The sequence below is a fragment of the Pseudomonas nitroreducens TX1 genome, assembly GCF_000313755.1.
Taxonomy (GTDB): domain Bacteria; phylum Pseudomonadota; class Gammaproteobacteria; order Pseudomonadales; family Pseudomonadaceae; genus Pseudomonas; species Pseudomonas nitroreducens_A.
The window spans coordinates 86296-105429 of record NZ_AMZB01000101.1 but is presented as its reverse complement, the minus strand read 5'-3'; the positions used below and the strand labels follow the sequence as shown (position 1 = coordinate 105429).

Below are 19134 nucleotides of genomic sequence, written 5' to 3'. Positions count from 1 at the left end.
GCGTCTACCAATTCCGCCACCTGGGCACTGGAGTCGATGATTGCTCATCGTTTCCGTGTTACAACGTCTGTCTGACGCTGTGGGCGCGAACTATACGGAGCCCCTTTTAGCTTGTAAACCCCTGATGCGATAAAAAATTTATTCTTGCCCAAAGCTGACCGACAAGCGGATTTCGCGCTTCAATAAGCAGATGGCGAACCATACCCCTATATATAAGGTGACCGCACTTTAATGGCCGATTGGCAAAACCTCGATCCCGAGGCCGCCCGCGAGGCGGAAAAATACGATAACCCCATTCCCAGCCGTGAGCTCATCCTGGCGCATCTCGCCGAGCGCGGCGCTCCCGCGACGCGGGCCCAGTTGCTCGAAGAGCTCGGCCTCTCCGGCGAAGAGCCGGAAGAAGCGCTGCGCCGCCGACTGCGCGCCATGGAGCGCGACGGCCAGCTCATCTATACCCGCCGTGGCGCCTACGCGCCGGTGGACAAGCTCGACCTGATCCTCGGCCGCATCGCCGGCCACCGCGATGGCTTCGGCTTCCTGATCCCCGATGACGGCAGCGACGACCTGTTCCTCAGCCCCACGCAGATGCGCCTGGTCTTCGACGGCGACCGCGCCCTGGCGCGCGTGTCGGGCTTCGATCGCCGGGGTCGCCGCGAAGGCGCCATAGTGGAAGTGGTCGAACGCGCCCACGAGACCATCGTGGGTCGCTACTTCGACGAGAGCGGCATTGGCACGGTGGTCGCCGACAACCCGAAGATCCAGCAGGAAGTGCTGATCCCGCCGGGCAAGGCTGGCAAGGCCAGGCACAACCAGTTCGTCCAGGTGCGCATCGACGTCTGGCCGAGCGTGCATCGCCAGGCCCAGGGTGAGGTGGTGGAGGTGCTCGGCGACTATATGGCGCCCGGCATGGAGATCGAGGTCGCCCTGCGCAGCTACGACATTCCCCACACCTGGCCCGAGGCCGTGGAGAAGGAAGCGGCCAAGCTCAAGCCCGAGGTGCTGGAGAAGGACAAGGAGAAACGCGTCGACCTGCGTGCCCTGCCTTTCGTCACCATCGACGGCGAGGACGCCCGCGACTTCGACGACGCGGTCTACGCCGAGAAGCGCAAGGGTGGTGGCTGGAAGCTGTTCGTCGCCATCGCTGACGTCTCTCATTATGTGAAGGTCGGTTCGGCCCTGGATGAAGAGGCGGCCAAGCGCGGCAACTCGGTGTACTTCCCCGAGCGCGTGATCCCGATGCTGCCGGAGATTCTCTCCAACGGTCTGTGCTCCCTGAATCCCCTGGTCGATCGCCTGGCCATGGTCTGCGAGATGAATCTCTCCAAGGCCGGCAAGATGACCGACTACCAGTTCTACGAGGCGGTCATCCATTCCCATGCGCGCCTGACCTACACCAAGGTCAGCCAGTACCTGGAAACCCCGGACAGCCCCGAAGGCCAGCGCCTGAAGGAGCAACTGCCGGCGGTGGTGCCGCACCTCAATACGCTCTATGACCTGTACAAGGTCCTGGTCGGCGCGCGCCATGTGCGTGGGGCGATCGATTTCGAGACCCAGGAAACCCGCATCGTCTTCGGCGCGGACCGCAAGATCTCGGAGATACGCCCGACCCAGCGCAACGACGCGCACAAGTTGATCGAAGAGTGCATGCTGGCGGCCAACGTGGCCACCGCCAGGTTCCTCGAGAAGCATGCCATTCCGGCGCTGTACCGCGTCCACGACGGCCCGCCGCAGGAGAAGCTGAACAACCTGCGGCAGTTCCTCGGCGAGCTGGGGCTGACGCTGTACCGCGGCAAGGGCGATCCGACCCCGGCGGATTACCAGAAGCTGCTGGAGTCCATCCAGGGCCGCCCGGACCTGCAACTGATCCAGACCGTGATGCTGCGCTCGCTGAGCCAGGCGGTGTACAGCCCCGAGAATGCCGGCCACTTCGGCCTGAACTACGAGGCTTACACGCACTTTACCTCGCCGATCCGCCGCTACCCGGACCTGCTGACCCACCGCGCCATCCGCGGCCTGATCCGCTCCAAGGCGGCCTCCGAGCACGTGCAGCGCGTGGGTGCCGCCAGCATGCCCAAGGCGCGTATCTATCCGTACGACGAAGCCCGCCTGGCCCAGTTGGGCGAGCAGTGCTCGATGACCGAGCGCCGTGCGGATGAAGCGACCCGTGACGTCACCAACTGGCTGAAGTGCGAGTTCATGCGCGAGCGCGTGGGCGAGACCTTCCCTGGCGTGATCACCGCAGTCACCGGTTTCGGCATCTTCGTGGAGCTGAGCGACATCTACGTAGAAGGCCTGGTGCATGTCACTGCGCTGCCGGGCGACTACTACCACTTCGACGCCGTGCACCATCGCCTGAGCGGCGAACGCACGGGCCGCAGCTTCCGCCTGGGCGACACAGTGGAAGTCGTCGTGGCGCGTGTCGATCTGGATGAACGCAAGATCGACTTCGAGCTCTCCGACAACGTGCTCAGCGCTCCCATCGGCCGCAAGAAACGTGGCGAGAAGGCCGAGCCGGCCGCCAAGGGCAAAGTGGCCAAGGGCAAGGCAGCCAAGGGGGTGGCGGCGAAAGACAAGCCGGCCAGGACTCCTCGTGCCGTTGCGGATGATCCGTACCTCGCTCCGGACGTGGCCGTGCAGCCGCGCAAACGTAAGGTCGGCGTGGTCCAGGCGCTGCCGTCGGTCGCCCCGGAGATGCTCGCCAAGGCCGAGGAAATGCTCGGCAATACGGATGTGCGCAAGAGCCGCGAAGTGAAGAAGGCCCTGCTCGACGAGGCGAAGGTCGGCGGCAACAAGCCGGCGGGCGGCAAAGGCAAGAGCGCGCCTGCCGCGGGCAAGCCGCGCAATCCTTCGAAACAGAAGTCCCGGTCCGCCAAACCGACCAAGCACCGCAAGGGCTCGTCCGCGCCCAAGGGCGCTGCGTCCGGTGGTGCTCCGGCCAGCAAGCGTAAGGCGAAGAAATGAGTCAGTGGGAACAGGTCTACGGGGTCCATGCCGTAGAAGCGCTGCTGCGCCATCACCCGAAACGGGTCAAGCAGCTGTGGCTGGCCGAAGGCCGCCAGGACCCGCGGGTCCAGGTGCTGGTGGAACTGGCCGGTCAGGCGCGCGTGCCGGTGGGGACGCGCGACCGCAAGGAACTGGACGAGTGGGCCGAAGGCGTGCACCAGGGCGTGGTCGCGGAGGTCAGCCCGAGCCAGGTGTGGGGAGAGAACATGCTGGAGGAGCTGCTGGAGCGCTCCGCTGGCCCGACGCTGCTGCTGGTGCTGGATGGTGTGACCGACCCGCACAACCTCGGTGCCTGCCTGCGGACCGCCGATGCGGCGGGCGCGCTGGCGGTCATTGTGCCGAAGGACAAGTCCGCCACCCTCAATGCCACCGCGCGTAAGGTTGCCTGCGGCGCGGCCGAGGTGATCCCGCTGGTGGCTGTGACCAACCTCGCCCGTACCCTGGAGAAACTCCAGCAGCGCGGCCTGTGGATCGTCGGCACCGCCGGCGAGGCGACCCAGATGCTCTATGAGCTCGACCTCACCGGGCCGACCGTGCTGGTGATGGGCGCCGAGGGCAAGGGCATGCGCCGCCTGACACGCGATCACTGCGACTACCTGGCCAAGCTGCCGATGCAGGGCAGCGTCAGCAGCCTGAACGTCTCGGTGGCCACCGGCGTGTGCCTGTTCGAGATCGTCCGCCAGCGCCAGCTCAAGGCCGGCGCGTAACACTTCTTTTGTAGGAGCGAGCTTGCTCGCGAACGGTGCCGGCTCCGAGCTTGCCTGGTTCGCGAGCAAGCTCGCTCCTACGAAAAGACTCCAGTGGCGACGGTTGTACAAATAATCGTCAATTTCCTTGCGCCACCTTCCCCCCTTCTCTAGAATGTCGGCCCTTGTCGTCCGGGCAGGCGTTCGCGCGTCCTTCCGAGCGGCAAGGAAAAAATCATTCACTCCTTGTCTGACCGCTTTGTCGGCAGGCTGCAATCCGTAAGGAGCATTTATGCGTCATTACGAAATCGTGTTCCTGGTTCACCCGGACCAGAGCGAACAAGTCGGTGGCATGGTCGAGCGTTACACCAAGGCCATCGAAGAAGACGGCGGCAAAGTCCACCGTCTGGAAGACTGGGGCCGTCGTCAGCTGGCTTACGCCATCAACAACGTGCACAAGGCTCACTACGTTCTGATGAACGTCGAGTGCACCGCCAAGGCCCTGGCAGAAATGGAAGACAACTTCCGTTACAACGACGCCGTGATCCGTAACATGGTCATCCGTCGCGACGAAGCCGTTACCGGCCAGTCCGAAATGCTGAAGGCCGAAGAGAGCCGCAACGAGCGCCGCGAGCGCCGTGAGCGTCCCGAATCGAACGAGGGCGAGTCCGCTGACGGCGATGATAGCCGCGACAGCGCTGACGAGTAATCCCGGACCAGTATTGAGGAGCCACACACATGGCACGTTTCTTCCGTCGTCGTAAGTTCTGCCGTTTCACCGCTGAAGGCGTGAAAGAGATCGATTACAAGGATCTCAACACCCTGAAGGCCTACGTTTCCGAAACCGGCAAGATCGTTCCGAGCCGTATCACCGGCACCAAAGCCAAGTACCAGCGTCAGCTGGCGACCGCTATCAAGCGCGCCCGTTACCTGGCCCTGCTTCCCTACACCGACAGCCACGGCCGTTGATCGGGCAGTCGACTGGAATTGATGGATAGATCGCATGCGCGCATTGGCTGAATTTGTCATGCGAGGCCGCATGCAGGCGACCCTGGTGGTCGTCGCAGCCGCGGTACTGCAGCCTTTGTTCTGGCTCGGTGCCGCAGCAGGCAGTCTGGTGCTGTTGCGCCGTGGCGCCGGCGATGCCTTTGGCATCCTGGCCTGGGCGCTGCTTCCGGCACTGGCCTGGTGGTACCTGGGTGACCCCAGCGTAAGCCTGGTTCTGGTGGGTAGTGCCGTGCTGGCGCAGGTTCTGCGCAGCAAGGTGTCCTGGAACCCGGTGATGCTGGCGAGCGTTGTGCTCGGTGCGGTGTTCGTGCTGCTGCTCAGCACGGTGTCGGCCGGGTTGGTCGCAGGTCTTGCCGATGCATTCGGCAAGGCACTGCCGCAGGTTCTGGCCGAAGCCAAGCTTTCGCCGGAACAGATGGCCGCCCTGCAGGCGGAGATGGTTCCGACCATCACCGGCCTGATGGCAGCCTCGCTGCAGACGATCAGCCTGTTGTGCCTGATGCTGGCGCGTTATTGGCAAGCAGTACTGTTCAACCCGGAAGGGTTTGGCCGCGAGTTCCGCGCACTGCGCCTGTCGCCGGGCACGGCTGTAGCGCTGCTGGTCGGCGTTGTGGCTCTGCCCTTCGCAGGTCCCGCGGCCACCATGCTGGCGCCGTTGTGCATGATCCCGCTGTTGTTCGCCGGGATCGCACTGGGGCACGGCCTGGCGGCGCTGAAGAAGCTTCCGGGCTTCTGGCTCGCACCGCTGTACCTGCTGGTATTCGTACTGGGCAATGTGATCTGTCTTGTCGCCGTAGTCGACAGTCTGTTTGATTTTCGCGGTCGCCTGGCCAAGCGCCAGAAAGCTGCGAACGGTGAAGGTTAAAAGTTAAGAGGTAAGACTCAAATGGAAGTCATCCTGCTGGAAAAGATCGCCAAACTGGGCAACCTGGGCGACAAGCTGAACGTAAAGGGCGGTTACGCTCGTAACTACCTGCTGCCGCAGGGCAAAGCCACCGCTGCCACCGCTGCCAACGTCGCTGCTTTCGAAGAGCGCCGCGCAGAGCTGGAAAAAGCCGCTGCTGAGAAAAAAGCTGCCGCTGAAGCTCGTGCTGCCCAGCTGTCCGAACTGATCGTGACCATCGGCGCCCACGCTGGCGACGAAGGCAAACTGTTCGGTTCGATCGGCACCCGCGACATCGCCGACGCCGTTTCGGCTGCCGGCTACCCGCTGGAAAAGAGCGAAGTTCGCCTGCCCGACGGCGCCCTGCGCGCTGTAGGCGAGTACAACATCGAAGTGCAACTGCACATGGATGTTGATGCAACCCTGCACGTGGTTGTAGTCGCCGAGTAAGCGATCCGTCGCTAGGACGATTCACACGGCTTGCCTGGGTGAATCAGTCCAATAACAATGGGCACGGTACCGATCCTCGGTCCGTGCCCTTTGTTTTTCCGCCGTTTCACACAACACGAAGAGACCATGAACGACATCACCATTCCCGAGCAATACGACCTGCAGACCGCTTCCCTCAAGGTGCCCCCGCACTCGATCGAAGCCGAACAGGCAGTGCTGGGTGGCCTGATGCTCGACAATAACGCCTGGGAACGCGTCTCCGATGCCGTGTCCGATGGCGACTTCTATCGCCATGACCATCGCCTGATCTTCCGCGCCGTCTACAAGCTCGCCGAAGCCAACCAGCCGATCGACGTGGTGACCCTCTCCGAGCAGCTCGAGCGCGAAGGGCAACTGTCCCAGGTGGGCGGCCTTGCTTACCTCGCCGAGCTGGCGAAGAACACCCCCTCGGTGGCGAACATCAAGGCCTACGCGGGCATCATCCGCGAGCGCGCCACCTTGCGGCAGCTGATCGGCATCAGCAGCGACATCGCCGACAGCGCCTTCAACCCTGAAGGGCGCAGCGCCAACGAAGTGCTCGATGAAGCCGAGCGCAAGATCTTCGAGATCGCCGAAGCGCGTCCCAAGACCGGCGGCCCGGTGGGCATCGGCGACATCCTGGTCAAGACCATCGATCGCATCGACCACCTGTTCAACACCTCGGATGCGCTGACCGGTATCACCACCGGCTTCACCGACCTCGACGAGAAGACCAGCGGCCTGCAGCCGTCCGACCTGATCATCGTTGCCGGCCGTCCGTCGATGGGCAAGACCACCTTCGCCATGAACCTGGTGGAGAACGCCCTGATGCGCAGCGACAAGGCGATCCTGGTGTACTCCCTGGAGATGCCCTCCGACTCCATCGTGATGCGTATGCTCGCCTCGCTCGGGCGCATCGACCAGACCAAGGTGCGGACCGGCAAGCTGGACGACGAGGATTGGCCGCGCCTGACCTCGGCGGTGAACCTGCTCAGCGACCGCAAGCTGTTCATCGACGACACCGCCGGCATCTCGCCTTCGGAAATGCGCGCGCGGACCCGTCGCCTGGCCCGTGAGCACGGCGAAATCGGCTTGATCATGGTCGACTACCTGCAACTGATGCAGATACCCGGTTCCGCCGGCGACAACCGGACCAACGAGATTTCAGAGATTTCCCGCTCGCTCAAGGCCCTGGCGAAGGAGTTCAATTGCCCGGTGGTGGCACTCTCCCAGCTCAACCGCTCGCTGGAGCAGCGCCCCAACAAGCGCCCGGTGAACTCCGACCTGCGCGAATCAGGCGCGATCGAGCAGGACGCCGACGTGATCATGTTCGTCTATCGCGACGAGGTGTATCACCCCGAAACCGAGTTCAAGGGCGTCGCCGAGATCATCCTCGGCAAGCAGCGTAACGGCCCCATCGGCACGGTGCGGGTGGCCTTCCTCGGCCGCTACAGCCGCTTCGAGAACCTTGCGCCGGGCATGTACAACTTCGAAGACGAGTGACGATGCCGCATTCCGCATGACCGACGGGCGCCTTAAGATAGGCGCCCGTTTTCTTTGCAGAGGCCGCCATGCGCCCGCTCGTCGCCCACGTCGATCTAGCCGCCATTCGCCACAACTACGCCGTCGCCAAGCGCTGTGCGCCCGGCCGTGAAGCCTTTGCGGTGGTCAAGGCGAACGCCTATGGGCATGGCGCGCGGGAGGTGGTTAGCTGCCTACACGACGAGGCGGATGGCTTCGCGGTGGCCTGCCTGGAGGAAGCCGCCGAGGTGCGCGCCCTGCAGGCCGGCGCCCGTATCCTGCTGCTGGAAGGCTGCTTCGAGCCGGCGGAATACCTGATCGCCGCCCAGTTGCGCCTGGACGTGGCGGTACAGGGCCCTGAGCAGGCCCAGGCGCTGCTCGCCGCCCAGTTGCCCGGTGCGCTCAATGTGTGGATGAAGCTGGACAGCGGCATGCACCGCCTGGGCTTCTCGCCCGAAGCACTGCGCGACTGGCATTCGCGCCTTCGTCGGGCACCGCAGGTGGCCGAGTTGAACCTGATGAGTCACTTCGCCAACGCCGACCTGCGCGGCGACGAGCTGACCGAAGACCAGGTGGCCTGCTTCCTCAGCGTGCTGGACCTGGATTTCGACCTGCGCTCGCTGGCCAACTCCGCCGCCGTGCTGACCATTCCTGCCGCGCACATGGACTGGGTTCGCCCCGGTATCATGCTCTACGGTGCCACGCCCTTCTCTGACATCGGCGCTGCCGAGCTGGGCCTGCGTCCGGCCATGAGCCTGGAGGCGCAGCTGATCGCCGTGCGCGCGGTGGCGGTGGGGGAAAGCGTTGGCTATGGGGCGACCTGGGTGGCCGAGCGGCCTTCGCGCATCGGCACCGTGAGTTGCGGTTATGCCGATGGTTACCCGCGCCACGCGCCGAACGGCACGCCGGTGCTGGTGGAGGGCCAGCGCACGGGGCTGGCCGGGCGCGTGTCGATGGACATGCTGGCGGTAGACCTGACCGACCTGCCCAATGCTGCTGTGGGCGACCGCGTTGAGCTGTGGGGCGCCAACCTGCCGGTGGACGAGGTGGCGGCCCACGCCGGAACCATTGGCTACGAGCTGTTGACCAAGGTCACCGCCCGCGTGCCGCGTCGCTACCGCAGCTGATCAGGCGCGGTCTTCGCTTTCGAGCCAGAGATCGCTGGTTTCCCCAGCGGCCTCGTTGATCTCGCTGGCCAGGGCATAGGCGGCCCGGCCGTTGCCTTTCACTTCGTAGAGTGCCTGGTCGGCGGCCTTGTAGAGCTTGCTGAACTGCATCGCGTGGCTGGGATAGATGGCGACGCCGATGCTGGGCGTAACGCGCAACTCCAGGTTGTCGAACTTCACCGGCCGCGACAGCTCGTTGAGGATGCGGCAAGCAATTTCCTTGGCGTGACCCTCGGCGTCAGGTCCCGAGATCAACGCCGCGAACTCATCCCCGCCCAGGCGCGACACACAGTCGCTGCCGCGCACGCACTGGCGCAGGCGATTGCCGACGTTCTGCAGCATGAAGTCGCCGGCGTCGTGGCCGTGGCTGTCGTTGATCGGTTTGAAGTGGTCGAGGTCGATCAGCATCAGGGCCAGGGTCTCGCCGTTCTGCTGGGCATGGGCCAGAGCGTGCTCGGCGTGCTCCACCAGATAGCGGCGGTTCGGCAGGCCGGTCAGCGGGTCGTAGTGCGCGGCATGCTGCAGTTGCGCCTCGCGCTCGCGCAGCAGCTGATTGCTCTGGGTCAGTTCGGCGGTTCGCTCGGCCACGGCTGTCGCCAGGTCCTGCTGGGCGCTTTGCATCAGGGTGAGGCGAGCACTCTTTTCGCGGTCCGCCTGTTCCAGCGCCTGGGCGCGCTCGCGCTTGAGCCCTTGGATGCGAGAGGTGAGGGCAAAGGAGAAAAGTACCGATTCCATGGCCACGGCGATGGGGAAGATGTACGAGGTCAGCGGTGAGGGCTGCACCAGGCCTGTCGCGCGCATCACCGAGATGCTGACGCTGGTCAGCACCAGACCGAAGCCGAGCAGGTAGAGAAAGGCCGGGAACGAGCCCTGGCGCCAGCGCACCAGGGCGCCGCCCAGGGCGGCCGGCACGCCGATCAGGGTGATGGCCACCAGCATCCAGCCGGCCATGCCGCGCAGGCCCAGGGCGCCTACGACAATGGTCAGCCCATACAGCGCGCAGTTCAGGTTCAGCAGCCAGTGCGACCAGCGCACGTAGCGGCGGGTCTGCAGCAGGGTGATGGTGAAACGGTGCACGCACAGGCCCCAGAGCGAGGGCAGGGTGATGCGGTCGAGCCACCAGGGGACCGGGTGATCGGGCCAGAAGTACTCGAAGCCATGGCCGCTCATCCCTAAGCTGAACAGTAGTGCGCTGGCGGTGGTCAGCACGTACCAGAAGTACGCCGGGTCGCGCAGGGTGAGCAGGATGAACAGGTTGTACAACAGCAACGCGGCGATCAGGCCGTAGATGAAACCGAGGACCAGGCTGGTATCGGCGCGGTGGTCCTGCAGGTCGTCCAGCGACCAGATGCGCAGCGGGAAGGAGTTTCCGGCGGGGTCGTAGGCGCGGGCATAGATGCGCACCGGGCCGTTGCCTTCGGGCAGGTAGAAGATCGGGCGGCGGTAGTCGCGGTCGCGGCCCTGGGCGAAGGGAACGGCCTCGCCGGACAGCGTTTCCCGGTAGATGCCCTGTGCGTCGGGTACGTAGAGTCGCAGGTCCTTCAGATTGACCGCGTCCACCTCCAGCCACCAACCGCCGGGCGGGGTGGTGCGGCGGTCGAGGTCCAGGCGCAGCCACCAGCCGTAGGGGCTCTGGCCGACGCTGGTGCGGCCGTTGGCCGGGACGAAATCGCGGCTGGCCTGCACGGCTTCCAGCGACAGCGGGCCGTCACGTTCCTGCAGCAGTTCGAGGTGATCGTTGAGCCATGCGCCGCTGGCCTTGTCGTCCAGTTCGAAGGCGAGCGCCGTATGGCAGAACAGCAGGGTAAGCAACAGCACGAAGGCACGACGCAAGACAGGCACTCCCTGGCCTGGGTGGGATGGCCAGGCGTACTGCGGATAGTGGCTGAAGTATAGCCAGATGATGGCATTGGCAATCTACCTCAGGCTGGTTAAATCATCGGCTGAATCCCAGTTAAATCTGAGCTCGCTGGTCGGATTTGTACACTTTTTGTGCTATATTCCGCGCCCGCGTTTTTCCGCGATACCTACTTAGAGATACCCCGGTGCCCGTGATGCAAGCCGCCAAACCGCTGTTCGACTATCCCAAGTTCTGGGCCGAGTGTTTCGGCCCGGCGCCGTTCCTGCCCATGAGCAAGGAAGAGATGGATCAGCTGGGCTGGGATTCCTGCGACATCATCATCGTCACCGGGGATGCCTACGTCGACCATCCGTCGTTCGGCATGGCCATCATCGGCCGCCTGCTGGAAGCCCAGGGCTTCCGCGTGGGCATCATTGCCCAGCCGGACTGGCGCTCGAAGGACGACTTCATGAAGCTCGGCCAGCCGAACCTGTTCTTCGGCGTGGCGGCGGGCAACATGGACTCGATGATCAACCGCTACACCGCGGACAAGAAGATCCGCAGCGATGACGCCTATACGCCGGGCGGCCTGGCGGGCAAGCGCCCGGACCGCGCCAGCCTGGTCTATAGCCAGCGCTGCAAGGAAGCCTACAGCGACACGCCGGTGGTTCTCGGCGGCATCGAGGCTTCGCTGCGCCGTATCGCCCACTACGACTACTGGCAGGACAAGGTGCGCCGCTCCATCCTGATGGACGCCACCGCCGATATCCTGCTGTACGGCAACGCCGAGCGCGCCGTGGTGGAGATCGCCCAGCGCCTGGCCGCTGGCGAGTCGGTCGAGCAGATCACCGACGTGCGCGGTACCGCCTTCGTGCGCCGCGACACTCCCGAAGGCTGGTTCGAGGTGGACTCCACCCGCATCGACCGCCCGGGCAAGGTCGACAAGATCATCAACCCCTACGTGAACACCCAGGACACCGCCGCCTGCGCCATCGAGCAGGACAAGGGCCCGCAGGACGATCCCAACGAAGCCAAGGTGGTGCAACTGCTGCCCAGCCCGAAGCTGACCCGCGAGCGCACGGTGATCCGCCTGCCGTCCTTCGAGAAGGTGCGCAACGACCCGGTGCTCTATGCCCACGCCAACCGCGTGCTGCACCTGGAGACCAACCCGGGCAATGCCCGCGCGCTGGTGCAGAAGCATGGCGAGGTGGACGTGTGGTTCAACCCGCCGCCCATCCCGATGAGCACCGAGGAAATGGACTACGTGTTCGGCATGCCCTATGCGCGCGTGCCGCACCCGGTGTACGGCAAGGAGAAGATCCCGGCCTACGAGATGATCCGTTTCTCGGTGAACATCATGCGTGGCTGCTTCGGTGGCTGCACCTTCTGCTCGATCACCGAGCACGAGGGGCGGATCATCCAGAACCGCTCCCACGAGTCGATCCTCGCCGAGATCGAGGAGATGAAGAAGGTGCCAGGCTTCACCGGCGTCGTCTCCGACCTGGGCGGGCCGACCGCCAACATGTACCGCATCGCCTGCAAGGACCCGGAGATCGAGCGTCACTGCCGCAAGCCGTCCTGCGTGTGGCCGGGTATCTGCGAGAACCTCAATACCGACCACTCCTCGCTCATCGAACTGTACCGCAAGGCGCGCGCCCTACCGGGCGTGAAGAAGATCCTGATCGCCTCCGGCCTGCGCTACGACCTCGCCGTTCAGTCGCCGGAGTACGTCAAGGAACTGGTGACGCACCACGTCGGCGGCTACCTGAAGATCGCCCCGGAGCACACCGAGGAAGGCCCGCTGTCGAAGATGATGAAGCCGGGCATCGGCACCTACGATGCCTTCAAGCGCATGTTCGAGAAGTTCTCCAAGGAGGCGGGCAAGGAGCAGTACCTGATCCCGTACTTCATCGCGGCGCACCCGGGCACCACCGACGAGGACATGATGAACCTCGCGCTGTGGCTCAAGCGCAACGGCTTCCGCGCGGATCAGGTGCAGGCGTTCTATCCCTCGCCCATGGCCAGCGCGACCGCCATGTACCACTCGGGCAAGAACCCGCTGCGCAAGGTCACCTACAAGAGCGACGGCGTGACCATCGTCAAGAGCGACCAGCAGCGCCGCCTGCACAAGGCCTTCCTGCGCTACCACGACCCGAAGGGCTGGCCGATGTTGCGCGAAGCGCTGGAGCGCATGGGCCGCGCCGACCTGATCGGCAACGGCAAGCACCACTTGATCCCGACCTACCAGCCGCAGACCGACGAGTACCAGAGCGCGCGCCGCAAGAATTCCACCCCGGCCGGCAGCAAGAAGACCGGCAAGCCGCTGCTGACCCAGCACAGCGGCCTGCCGCCGCGCGCCAGCAACGGCTCCAAGCCGTGGAACAAGGCCGAGGAAGGCAAGGCCACCGGCTATGCCAAGGGCAAGAAGCGGACCACCAAGCGGCAGCCGAACATTCCGCGCTGAGTCTTTCGGCCTGTGTTATCGAAAAGGCGTGATCACTAAGTGGTCACGCCTTTTTCACGGAAGAAGCCGACGTAAGCCTTGTCCACCTTCAGGATGTGGTGGATCAGCCAGGCCTTGAGCAGCTCCAGCGCCTCGACCGAGACGACTTCACCATCCTCGTGGCGGTACAGCAGGTCGATGATCTGCCGGTTGAAGCGATCGTGCTCCGCGCGGTGCGCCTCTTCCTCGGGGTAGCCCAGGCGCTGGAACAGCACCTCCTCGACGATGAAGTGATTCATCGTGTATTCCACCAACTGCTCCAGCAGCTCACCGATGGGCTGGCCCTCGCCATCCGCGCCGTCGAGGCTGTCGTACAGCGCGTTGGTGAGGTCGACCAGCCAGCGGTGCTGTTCATCGACCCGCTCGATTCCGATCACGAACTCGTCGTTCCAGGGCATGAAGCTCATCCGTGCACTCCTTGGATTGGAAGCGCCGATCATCCCGATCCGTGGCGGGGAAACAGTGACGTCAATCAATCAAAGTGCGATGCGTCTGAAGGGCTGGCGTGGCGCGGGATGTAGGAGTATTCTCGGGTTTAATTGGTACGATAGTTCCATATGATAAAAACAAGACCGGAGCCCGCCATGCGTCTCGCTACCTTCTCCCTTCTCGCATTCTCCATTGCCCTGGCTGCCTGCGGCGAAGGCGACAAGCCCACCGTCGCCGTCAGCAGCGATTTCCAGAAGGACCTGCAGGCCCGCCTGATCAAGGCCAAGGCCGGTGATGTCATCGACATTCCCGCCGGTACCTACCACCTGGACCGCAGCCTCAGCCTGAAGGTAGACGGCGTGACCCTCCGCGGCGCCGGGATGGACAAGACCATCCTCAGCTTCAAGAACCAGAAGGCCGGGGCCGAAGGGCTGTTCGTCGACGCGTCCGACTTCACCGTCGAGAACCTCGCCATCGAGGACACCAAGGGCGACGGCCTGAAGGTCATCGGCGGCAAGAACATCGTCATCCGCAACATCCGCACCGAGTGGACCAATGGCGCCTCGACCGACAATGGCGGCTACGGCATCTATCCGGTGCAGACCGAGAACACCCTGCTCGAGGGCAACGTCGCCATCGGCGCTTCCGACTCGGGCATCTACGTCGGCCAGTCGCGCAACGTGATCGTTCGCAACAACCGCGCCGAGCGCAACGTCGCCGGCATCGAGATCGAAAACACCATCGGTGCCGACGTCTACAACAACGTCGCCACCGACAACACTGGTGGCATCCTCGTCTTCAACATGCCCAACCTGCCGCAGCCGGGGCGCGGCACCCGCGTCTTCGACAATGACGTGCAGGGCAACAACCACGAGAACTTCGGCCACAAGGGCACCCCGGTGGCCAGCGTGCCGGCGGGCTCTGGCGTGGTGGTGAACTCCAACGACGACGTGGAAATCTTCAACAACAGGATCGGCAACCACAAGACCGCCAACGTCATCGTCAGCAGCTACTTCAGCACCGGCTATTCGGACAAGGCGACCCAGCCCAACTTCGACCCCTACCCCGAGGGCATCTTCATCCACGGCAACACCTTCGGCCCCGGTGGCGACAGCCCCGACCACCTGGAGCTCAAGGCGCTGAAGATCGCCAAGTTCGGCCTCAACGGCCGCCTGCCGGACATCCTCTGGGACGGCTACTTCAACGATAAGAAACTGGTCGACGGCAAGCTCCCCGAAGCGTTGGCCATCTGCATCGACAACGGCAATGCCGGTATCGTCAACGTCGACGGCCCCAACGGCTACAAAAACATCAGCACCGACATCAGCTCGCACCAGTGCAAGCTCAAGCCGCTGCCCAAGATCGAACAGGCCGGCCTGGGCGAAAAGGGCAACAAGGCATGATGAAACCCGCTTCGTTCCTGTTGTCGCTCGCCCTGACCACTTTGGTGGCCGGGTGCGGGCAGGAGAGCAAGCCGCGTTATCAGCCCGAAGGCGACGACTACCCGGAAAAGCTCAGCGGCTGGGGCATGCTGCACCTCGCGGGCGGCCACCTGGCGCCGACCGCCGAGGTGCTGCCCTACGACCTGAATACCTCGCTGTTCACCGACTACGCGCACAAGCTGCGCACCGTGTGGATGCCCGAAGGGCAGTCGGCGCAATACGCCGAGGACCGCTTCGACTACCCCGTCGGCACCGTGCTGACCAAGACCTTCTATTACCCCAAGGACGCCCAGGGCAACCTGCTGCGGAACAGCCAGGACGACCGTGACCCGAAGGCCGGGCTCGACATGGCCAAGGTCCATCTGGTGGAAACCCGCGTACTGGTTCGGCAGAAGGACGGCTGGGCGGCGCTGCCCTACGTGTGGAATGCCGATCAGAGCGAAGCGACCCTGGAGCTTGCCGGCGACAGCCCGGCACTGGAATTGACCGCCGAGGACGGCAGTAAGACCGCTTTCACCTACATGGTGCCGGACGCCAACCAGTGTTCCGAATGCCACGCCGAGCAGAAGGGCGGCGGCATTGCTCCGCTGGGGCCCAAGGCGCGGCACCTGAACAAGGACTTCGCCTACGCAGGTGGCAGCGAGAACCAGCTGCAGCACTGGCAGGCACGCGGCTTCCTCCAGGGGCTGCCGGCGCTGGCGCAGGTGCCGCAGAATGCGCTATGGGGCCATCCTCGCCCCGGCGAGGACCTGCAGAAACAGGCCCGCAGCTACCTCGACGCCAACTGCTCGCACTGTCATAACCCCAAAGGCGCGGCGCGTACTTCGGGCCTGCACCTCGACCCGCACACGCCGGTCTCCATTGCCTACGGCCTCTGCAAACCGCCGGTAGCGGCGGGCGGCGGCACGGGCGGGCGGCTGGAAGACATCCACCCCGGCAACCCGGACAAGTCAGTCCTCAGCTACCGCGTCGGCAGCGACAAGCCGGGCGACATGATGCCCGAGCTGGGCCGCACCCTGGTGCACCGCGAAGGGCTGGAACTGCTCGACCGCTGGATCGCCTCGCTGCCCGGCGGCTGCTAGTGGAATCAGGCCTGGAGCCCGCCAGGGCTCTGGGCTGCGCGCTGTACCGAGCAAACCGCTGGGGCCGTGCTAGCGTTCATCTGGTCCCTTTCCCTCGCAGGTGCGCTTCCATGGACGATACGAACATCATCAATGTGGGTACGGAGAAGATCAACGCACTGTGGGCGACGGTATCGCAGTACGCGCTCGCCTTCGGTGTGAAGATCCTCGTCGCCATTCTCTTCTGGGTCCTCGGCCGCTGGTTGATCGGCTTCGCCGTTGGCATGGTGGAAAGGGCCCTGGCCAGGCAGAGCGTCGACCCGACGGTGCTGCGCTATGTCGGCTCCTTCATCACCGTCACCCTGAACATCCTCCTGGTCGTCGGTATCCTCGGCTATTTCGGCGTGCAGACCACCAGCCTCGCCGCGCTGATCGCCGCCATCGGCCTCGCCATCGGCATGGCCTGGTCCGGCCTGCTGGCCAACCTCGCGGCTGGCGGCTTCATCATCGTTCTGCGGCCATTCAAGGTCGGTGATTTCATCACTGCCGGCGGCGTTACCGGCACCGTGAAGGAGATCGGCCTGTTCGTCACCGCCATCAACACTCCGGACAACGTCCTGACCCTGGTGGGCAACAACAAGATCTTCAGTGATACCATCCAGAACTACACCCACAACCCCTACCGCCGCGTGGAACTCAAGGCGCAGCTGTCCGGCGCCGCGGACTGGCAGGCCGCCGCCGCCGTGCTCAAGCAGCGCATCGCCGCCATCCCCAACGTGCTGAGCGAGCCGCCGGTGGACGTGGAAATCCTCGAGTTCAACCTTGTCGGCCCGGTGCTCGCTGTACGTCCGTATTGCCACAACGACGCCTACTGGCAGGTCTACTTCGACACCAACCGCACCATCAAGGAAGCCCTGGGCACCGACTTCCCGGCACCAATGCCGGCGCAGACGGTGATCGTCCAGCAGTCGGCGAACAGCTGACGGTTTTCGTGTTCCTGCAAAGGCCACCGTGAGGTGGCCTTTTCTTTTTCCGCTGAAATTTTTAAGTGGGGACCGATGGCATGGGAGCACCGACAGGTAGGCCAGTACATCGGACGCCGTCCTAGATGCACGCCCGATCTTGTTCGGCGTGCGGACTTTTCCCGTCGATCTCCCAGCCAATGTCTGGCTGACCGCGCTGCGTTGCGCCTTGCACCCTTGAGGCTCATTCCTCAGCAGCGAGGCGACGAGCATGGACGGCGGCAAGCGGAGCGAAGGTTTCACCCTGGTGGAGGTGCTGGTCTCGGTGCTCGTGCTCGGCATTGGCGTGCTGGGGCTGGCGGGGTTGCAGAGTGTCGGCATCAGTGCCGGCCATAGTGCGCTGCAGCGTTCCCAGGCGTCCTGGCTGGCCGGCGAGATGGCCGACCTGCTGCGTGCCAATCCGGAGGCGGCCCGTTCCGGCGCCTACGATACGACCTTCGCCGATGTGGCCGGCGGCTGCCCCAGGCCCACGGGTTCGACGCGTGCTCAACTCGACCTCAACCAGTGGCAGGCCGATGTGTGCGAGACGCTCGGCGGAACGGGTAGCGGCTCCGTGCAGGTGATCCGCAGCGGTAATCTGTACAGCGCGTTGATCGCCGTGCGCTGGAATGACCGGCGGGCCCGTGATCGTCTGGGGGCGACAGGTGACGCCGAGGAGACCTTCGCCTACCGGGCGGGGTTCTGAGATGCGCCAGCGCGGGCTGTCGCTGGTCGAACTGCTGATTGCCATGGCCCTGGGTTTGCTGCTTCTGGCGGGCGTGATCCAGGTCGTCCTCTGCAGCAAGCGCAGCTATCAGAACAGCGTCGCGTTGACCGAATTGCAGGAGAACGGCCGCTTCGCGTTGGAAGCCATTGCGCAGGACCTGCGCAATGCCGGTTTCACCGGTGCCTGCCCTGCTGGTGTGGTCAATGCCTCGGGCACCGATAACGCCCGGTATGCCGTGGAAAAGTCGGCAATCGAAGGATACGGTGCGGGAATGCCGGCGGTGGCCTGGATGCCCAGCGGGCGCCTGGCGAACACCGATGCGGTGCTGCTGCGCTCTGCGGCCGAGCCCGTTCTCGCCGCCCGCGCGATCACCGCGAACCGGCTGCTGCTTACGTCTTCGGCTGCGGTCTCTGGCGCTTTCTATCTGCTCAGCGATCAGCAGTCCTGCCTGCTGCTGCGCAATGCCGGCGATGCTTTGAGCCTGATCGCGGATCGCCCGCTGGAGCACTTCCTGGCGCCGGCGACGCGGGTTTATCCCTACCGCTACGCCATCTACTGGATCGGACGGGGCGAGTCCGGAACGCCGGGGTTGTTCGTCACCGATAACAGCGAAACCACGGATAAGGTGCAGACCAGCGAACTGGTGACTGGTGTCGCGGGAATGAGCTTGCGCTACGGCGTGGCCGGGATGGATAGCCCGGCGGTGGCGACCTACAAGGCCGCGCGCGAAATGACCGCCGAGGAATGGCGCCAGGTGCGGACGGTGCGCGTCAACCTGCTGCTGCAGAGCCAGACCCGCGACGTCGACGAGGCTCCGAATTCAATGGTTTTCGATGGCCGCAGCCTCGCGCCGGATGCGGATCGCCGGCTGCGGCTGGTGATGGGTAGCACTATCGCTTTGCGCAACCCGCCGCCATGAGCTGGAGCCCGTCGATACCTCCTCGATCCGAGTGCGGGGCGGTGCTGCTGGTCTCGCTGGCCATGCTGTTGCTGCTCACGCTGATCGGTCTGGCGGGCATGCGCATGGTGCAACTGGAGGAGCGCATGGCCGGCAACCTGCGTGACCGACAGATGGCTTTCCAGGCGGCGGAAGCCGCGCTACGTGCGGGTGAGCAAGCTGCGCTGGAGATTCATCGGCAGAACCGTCCCGAGGCTGCTGCCTATAGCCGTGACGGCCAGGTGAGCGGCTTTTCGGAAAGCGCAGCGAAGCCGATCTACCAGCTGCGCTTCCTGCGCTGGCTGGCCAGTGAAGGACTGGAGGTCGGCAAGGGCGGGACGGCTAATGGCGTGGCCATCGAGGTACGCGCGACGGGTTTTGGCGCACGTCGCCAGCCATCGGGGGAAGCGGTGTCCAGCGTGCGGCTGAACAGCATCTTTTTCATTCGTTAGCAGGCAG

17 protein-coding genes are annotated in these 19134 nt (G+C 64.5%); 15 read left to right on the top strand and 2 right to left on the bottom strand.

The window, feature by feature from the left end; genetic code table 11:
• Positions 1–231: 231 nt before the first annotated feature.
• The 8 genes from rnr to alr all read left to right on the top strand — a co-directional run bounded on the left by rnr (position 232) and on the right by alr (position 8696).
• Positions 232–2961: a ribonuclease R gene (gene rnr / locus C167_RS0110730; protein ID WP_017518277.1), complete on the top strand. Its 2730-nt coding sequence runs from the start codon at positions 232–234 to the stop codon at positions 2959–2961.
• Complete coding sequence (rlmB, locus tag C167_RS0110725) at positions 2958–3710, top strand: 23S rRNA (guanosine(2251)-2'-O)-methyltransferase RlmB (RefSeq protein WP_017518276.1); 753 nt, start codon at positions 2958–2960, stop codon at positions 3708–3710. The genes rnr and rlmB overlap by 4 nt, the downstream gene beginning before the upstream one ends.
• Positions 3711–3981: 271 nt before the next feature.
• A complete protein-coding gene (gene rpsF / locus C167_RS0110720; RefSeq protein ID WP_017518275.1) occupies positions 3982–4398 on the top strand; it encodes a 30S ribosomal protein S6 in 417 nt (138 codons plus the stop codon).
• Positions 4399–4427: 29 nt separating this feature from the next.
• A complete protein-coding gene (rpsR, locus tag C167_RS0110715) occupies positions 4428–4658 on the top strand; it encodes a 30S ribosomal protein S18 (protein WP_003095634.1) in 231 nt (76 codons plus the stop codon).
• A gap of 34 nt (positions 4659–4692) precedes the next feature.
• Positions 4693–5562, top strand: a complete 870-nt coding sequence (locus C167_RS0110710; RefSeq protein ID WP_017518274.1) for a hypothetical protein — start codon at positions 4693–4695, stop codon at positions 5560–5562.
• Between the two features lie 21 nt (positions 5563–5583).
• Positions 5584–6030: a 50S ribosomal protein L9 gene (rplI, locus tag C167_RS0110705; protein WP_017518273.1), complete on the top strand. Its 447-nt coding sequence runs from the start codon at positions 5584–5586 to the stop codon at positions 6028–6030.
• A 126-nt stretch (positions 6031–6156) separates the two neighbouring features.
• Positions 6157–7551 carry a replicative DNA helicase gene (gene dnaB, locus C167_RS0110700; protein ID WP_017518272.1) on the top strand — a complete coding sequence of 465 codons (1395 nt, stop codon included), beginning with the start codon at positions 6157–6159 and terminating at the stop codon, positions 7549–7551.
• A 68-nt stretch (positions 7552–7619) separates the two neighbouring features.
• Positions 7620–8696 carry an alanine racemase gene (gene alr / locus C167_RS0110695; RefSeq protein WP_017518271.1) on the top strand — a complete coding sequence of 359 codons (1077 nt, stop codon included), beginning with the start codon at positions 7620–7622 and terminating at the stop codon, positions 8694–8696.
• On the opposite strand, the gene C167_RS0110690 is transcribed toward alr, so the two are convergent.
• Entirely contained in the window at positions 8697–10568 is a 1872-nt protein-coding gene (locus C167_RS0110690) for a diguanylate cyclase domain-containing protein (RefSeq protein WP_017518270.1), read from the bottom strand.
• A 221-nt stretch (positions 10569–10789) separates the two neighbouring features.
• On the opposite strand from C167_RS0110690, the gene C167_RS0110685 reads away from it, so the two are divergent.
• Positions 10790–13039, top strand: coding sequence for a YgiQ family radical SAM protein (locus C167_RS0110685; RefSeq protein WP_017518269.1), 2250 nt, complete (start codon positions 10790–10792; stop codon positions 13037–13039).
• A gap of 35 nt (positions 13040–13074) precedes the next feature.
• Here C167_RS0110685 and C167_RS0110680 read toward each other — a convergent pair whose 3' ends face one another.
• A complete protein-coding gene (locus C167_RS0110680; protein ID WP_017518268.1) occupies positions 13075–13485 on the bottom strand; it encodes a bacteriohemerythrin in 411 nt (136 codons plus the stop codon).
• Positions 13486–13662: 177 nt separating this feature from the next.
• Here C167_RS0110680 and C167_RS0110675 point away from each other — a divergent pair, with 177 nt between their 5' ends.
• The 6 genes from C167_RS0110675 to C167_RS33265 all read left to right on the top strand — a co-directional run bounded on the left by C167_RS0110675 (position 13663) and on the right by C167_RS33265 (position 19127).
• Positions 13663–14910 carry a parallel beta-helix domain-containing protein gene (locus C167_RS0110675; RefSeq protein WP_017518267.1) on the top strand — a complete coding sequence of 416 codons (1248 nt, stop codon included), beginning with the start codon at positions 13663–13665 and terminating at the stop codon, positions 14908–14910.
• Positions 14907–16031 carry an SO2930 family diheme c-type cytochrome gene (locus C167_RS0110670; RefSeq protein ID WP_416774226.1) on the top strand — a complete coding sequence of 375 codons (1125 nt, stop codon included), beginning with the start codon at positions 14907–14909 and terminating at the stop codon, positions 16029–16031. Before C167_RS0110675 ends, C167_RS0110670 begins: the two co-directional genes overlap by 4 nt.
• A 110-nt stretch (positions 16032–16141) precedes the next feature.
• The gene (locus tag C167_RS0110665; RefSeq protein ID WP_017518265.1) at positions 16142–16993 is read left to right on the top strand and encodes a mechanosensitive ion channel family protein; all 852 of its coding nucleotides are present in this window, start codon (positions 16142–16144) and stop codon (positions 16991–16993) included.
• Between the two features lie 250 nt (positions 16994–17243).
• On the top strand, positions 17244–17717 hold the full coding sequence (gene pilV, locus C167_RS0110660) for a type IV pilus modification protein PilV (protein WP_017518264.1): 474 nt from the start codon (positions 17244–17246) through the stop codon (positions 17715–17717).
• Position 17718: 1 nt separating this feature from the next.
• Positions 17719–18657: a PilW family protein gene (locus C167_RS0110655; RefSeq protein WP_017518263.1), complete on the top strand. Its 939-nt coding sequence runs from the start codon at positions 17719–17721 to the stop codon at positions 18655–18657.
• Positions 18654–19127, top strand: coding sequence for a pilus assembly PilX family protein (locus tag C167_RS33265; RefSeq protein ID WP_081596658.1), 474 nt, complete (start codon positions 18654–18656; stop codon positions 19125–19127). The genes C167_RS0110655 and C167_RS33265 overlap by 4 nt, the downstream gene beginning before the upstream one ends.
• The last annotated feature ends 7 nt before the right edge of the window (positions 19128–19134 follow it).

Coding starts and splice junctions, on each gene's coding strand:
- C167_RS0110665 (WP_017518265.1), top strand. CDS start 16,142: ATGGACGATACGAACATCATCAATGTGGGTACGGAGAAGATCAACGCA.
- C167_RS0110675 (WP_017518267.1), top strand. CDS start 13,663: ATGCGTCTCGCTACCTTCTCCCTTCTCGCATTCTCCATTGCCCTGGCT.
- C167_RS0110655 (WP_017518263.1), top strand. CDS start 17,719: ATGCGCCAGCGCGGGCTGTCGCTGGTCGAACTGCTGATTGCCATGGCC.
- rnr (WP_017518277.1), top strand. CDS start 232: ATGGCCGATTGGCAAAACCTCGATCCCGAGGCCGCCCGCGAGGCGGAA.
- C167_RS0110680 (WP_017518268.1), bottom strand. CDS start 13,485: ATGAGCTTCATGCCCTGGAACGACGAGTTCGTGATCGGAATCGAGCGG.
- C167_RS0110710 (WP_017518274.1), top strand. CDS start 4,693: ATGCGCGCATTGGCTGAATTTGTCATGCGAGGCCGCATGCAGGCGACC.
- rlmB (WP_017518276.1), top strand. CDS start 2,958: ATGAGTCAGTGGGAACAGGTCTACGGGGTCCATGCCGTAGAAGCGCTG.
- C167_RS33265 (WP_081596658.1), top strand. CDS start 18,654: ATGAGCTGGAGCCCGTCGATACCTCCTCGATCCGAGTGCGGGGCGGTG.
- pilV (WP_017518264.1), top strand. CDS start 17,244: ATGGACGGCGGCAAGCGGAGCGAAGGTTTCACCCTGGTGGAGGTGCTG.
- rpsF (WP_017518275.1), top strand. CDS start 3,982: ATGCGTCATTACGAAATCGTGTTCCTGGTTCACCCGGACCAGAGCGAA.
- dnaB (WP_017518272.1), top strand. CDS start 6,157: ATGAACGACATCACCATTCCCGAGCAATACGACCTGCAGACCGCTTCC.
- C167_RS0110685 (WP_017518269.1), top strand. CDS start 10,790: ATGCAAGCCGCCAAACCGCTGTTCGACTATCCCAAGTTCTGGGCCGAG.
- rpsR (WP_003095634.1), top strand. CDS start 4,428: ATGGCACGTTTCTTCCGTCGTCGTAAGTTCTGCCGTTTCACCGCTGAA.
- rplI (WP_017518273.1), top strand. CDS start 5,584: ATGGAAGTCATCCTGCTGGAAAAGATCGCCAAACTGGGCAACCTGGGC.
- C167_RS0110670 (WP_416774226.1), top strand. CDS start 14,907: ATGATGAAACCCGCTTCGTTCCTGTTGTCGCTCGCCCTGACCACTTTG.
- alr (WP_017518271.1), top strand. CDS start 7,620: ATGCGCCCGCTCGTCGCCCACGTCGATCTAGCCGCCATTCGCCACAAC.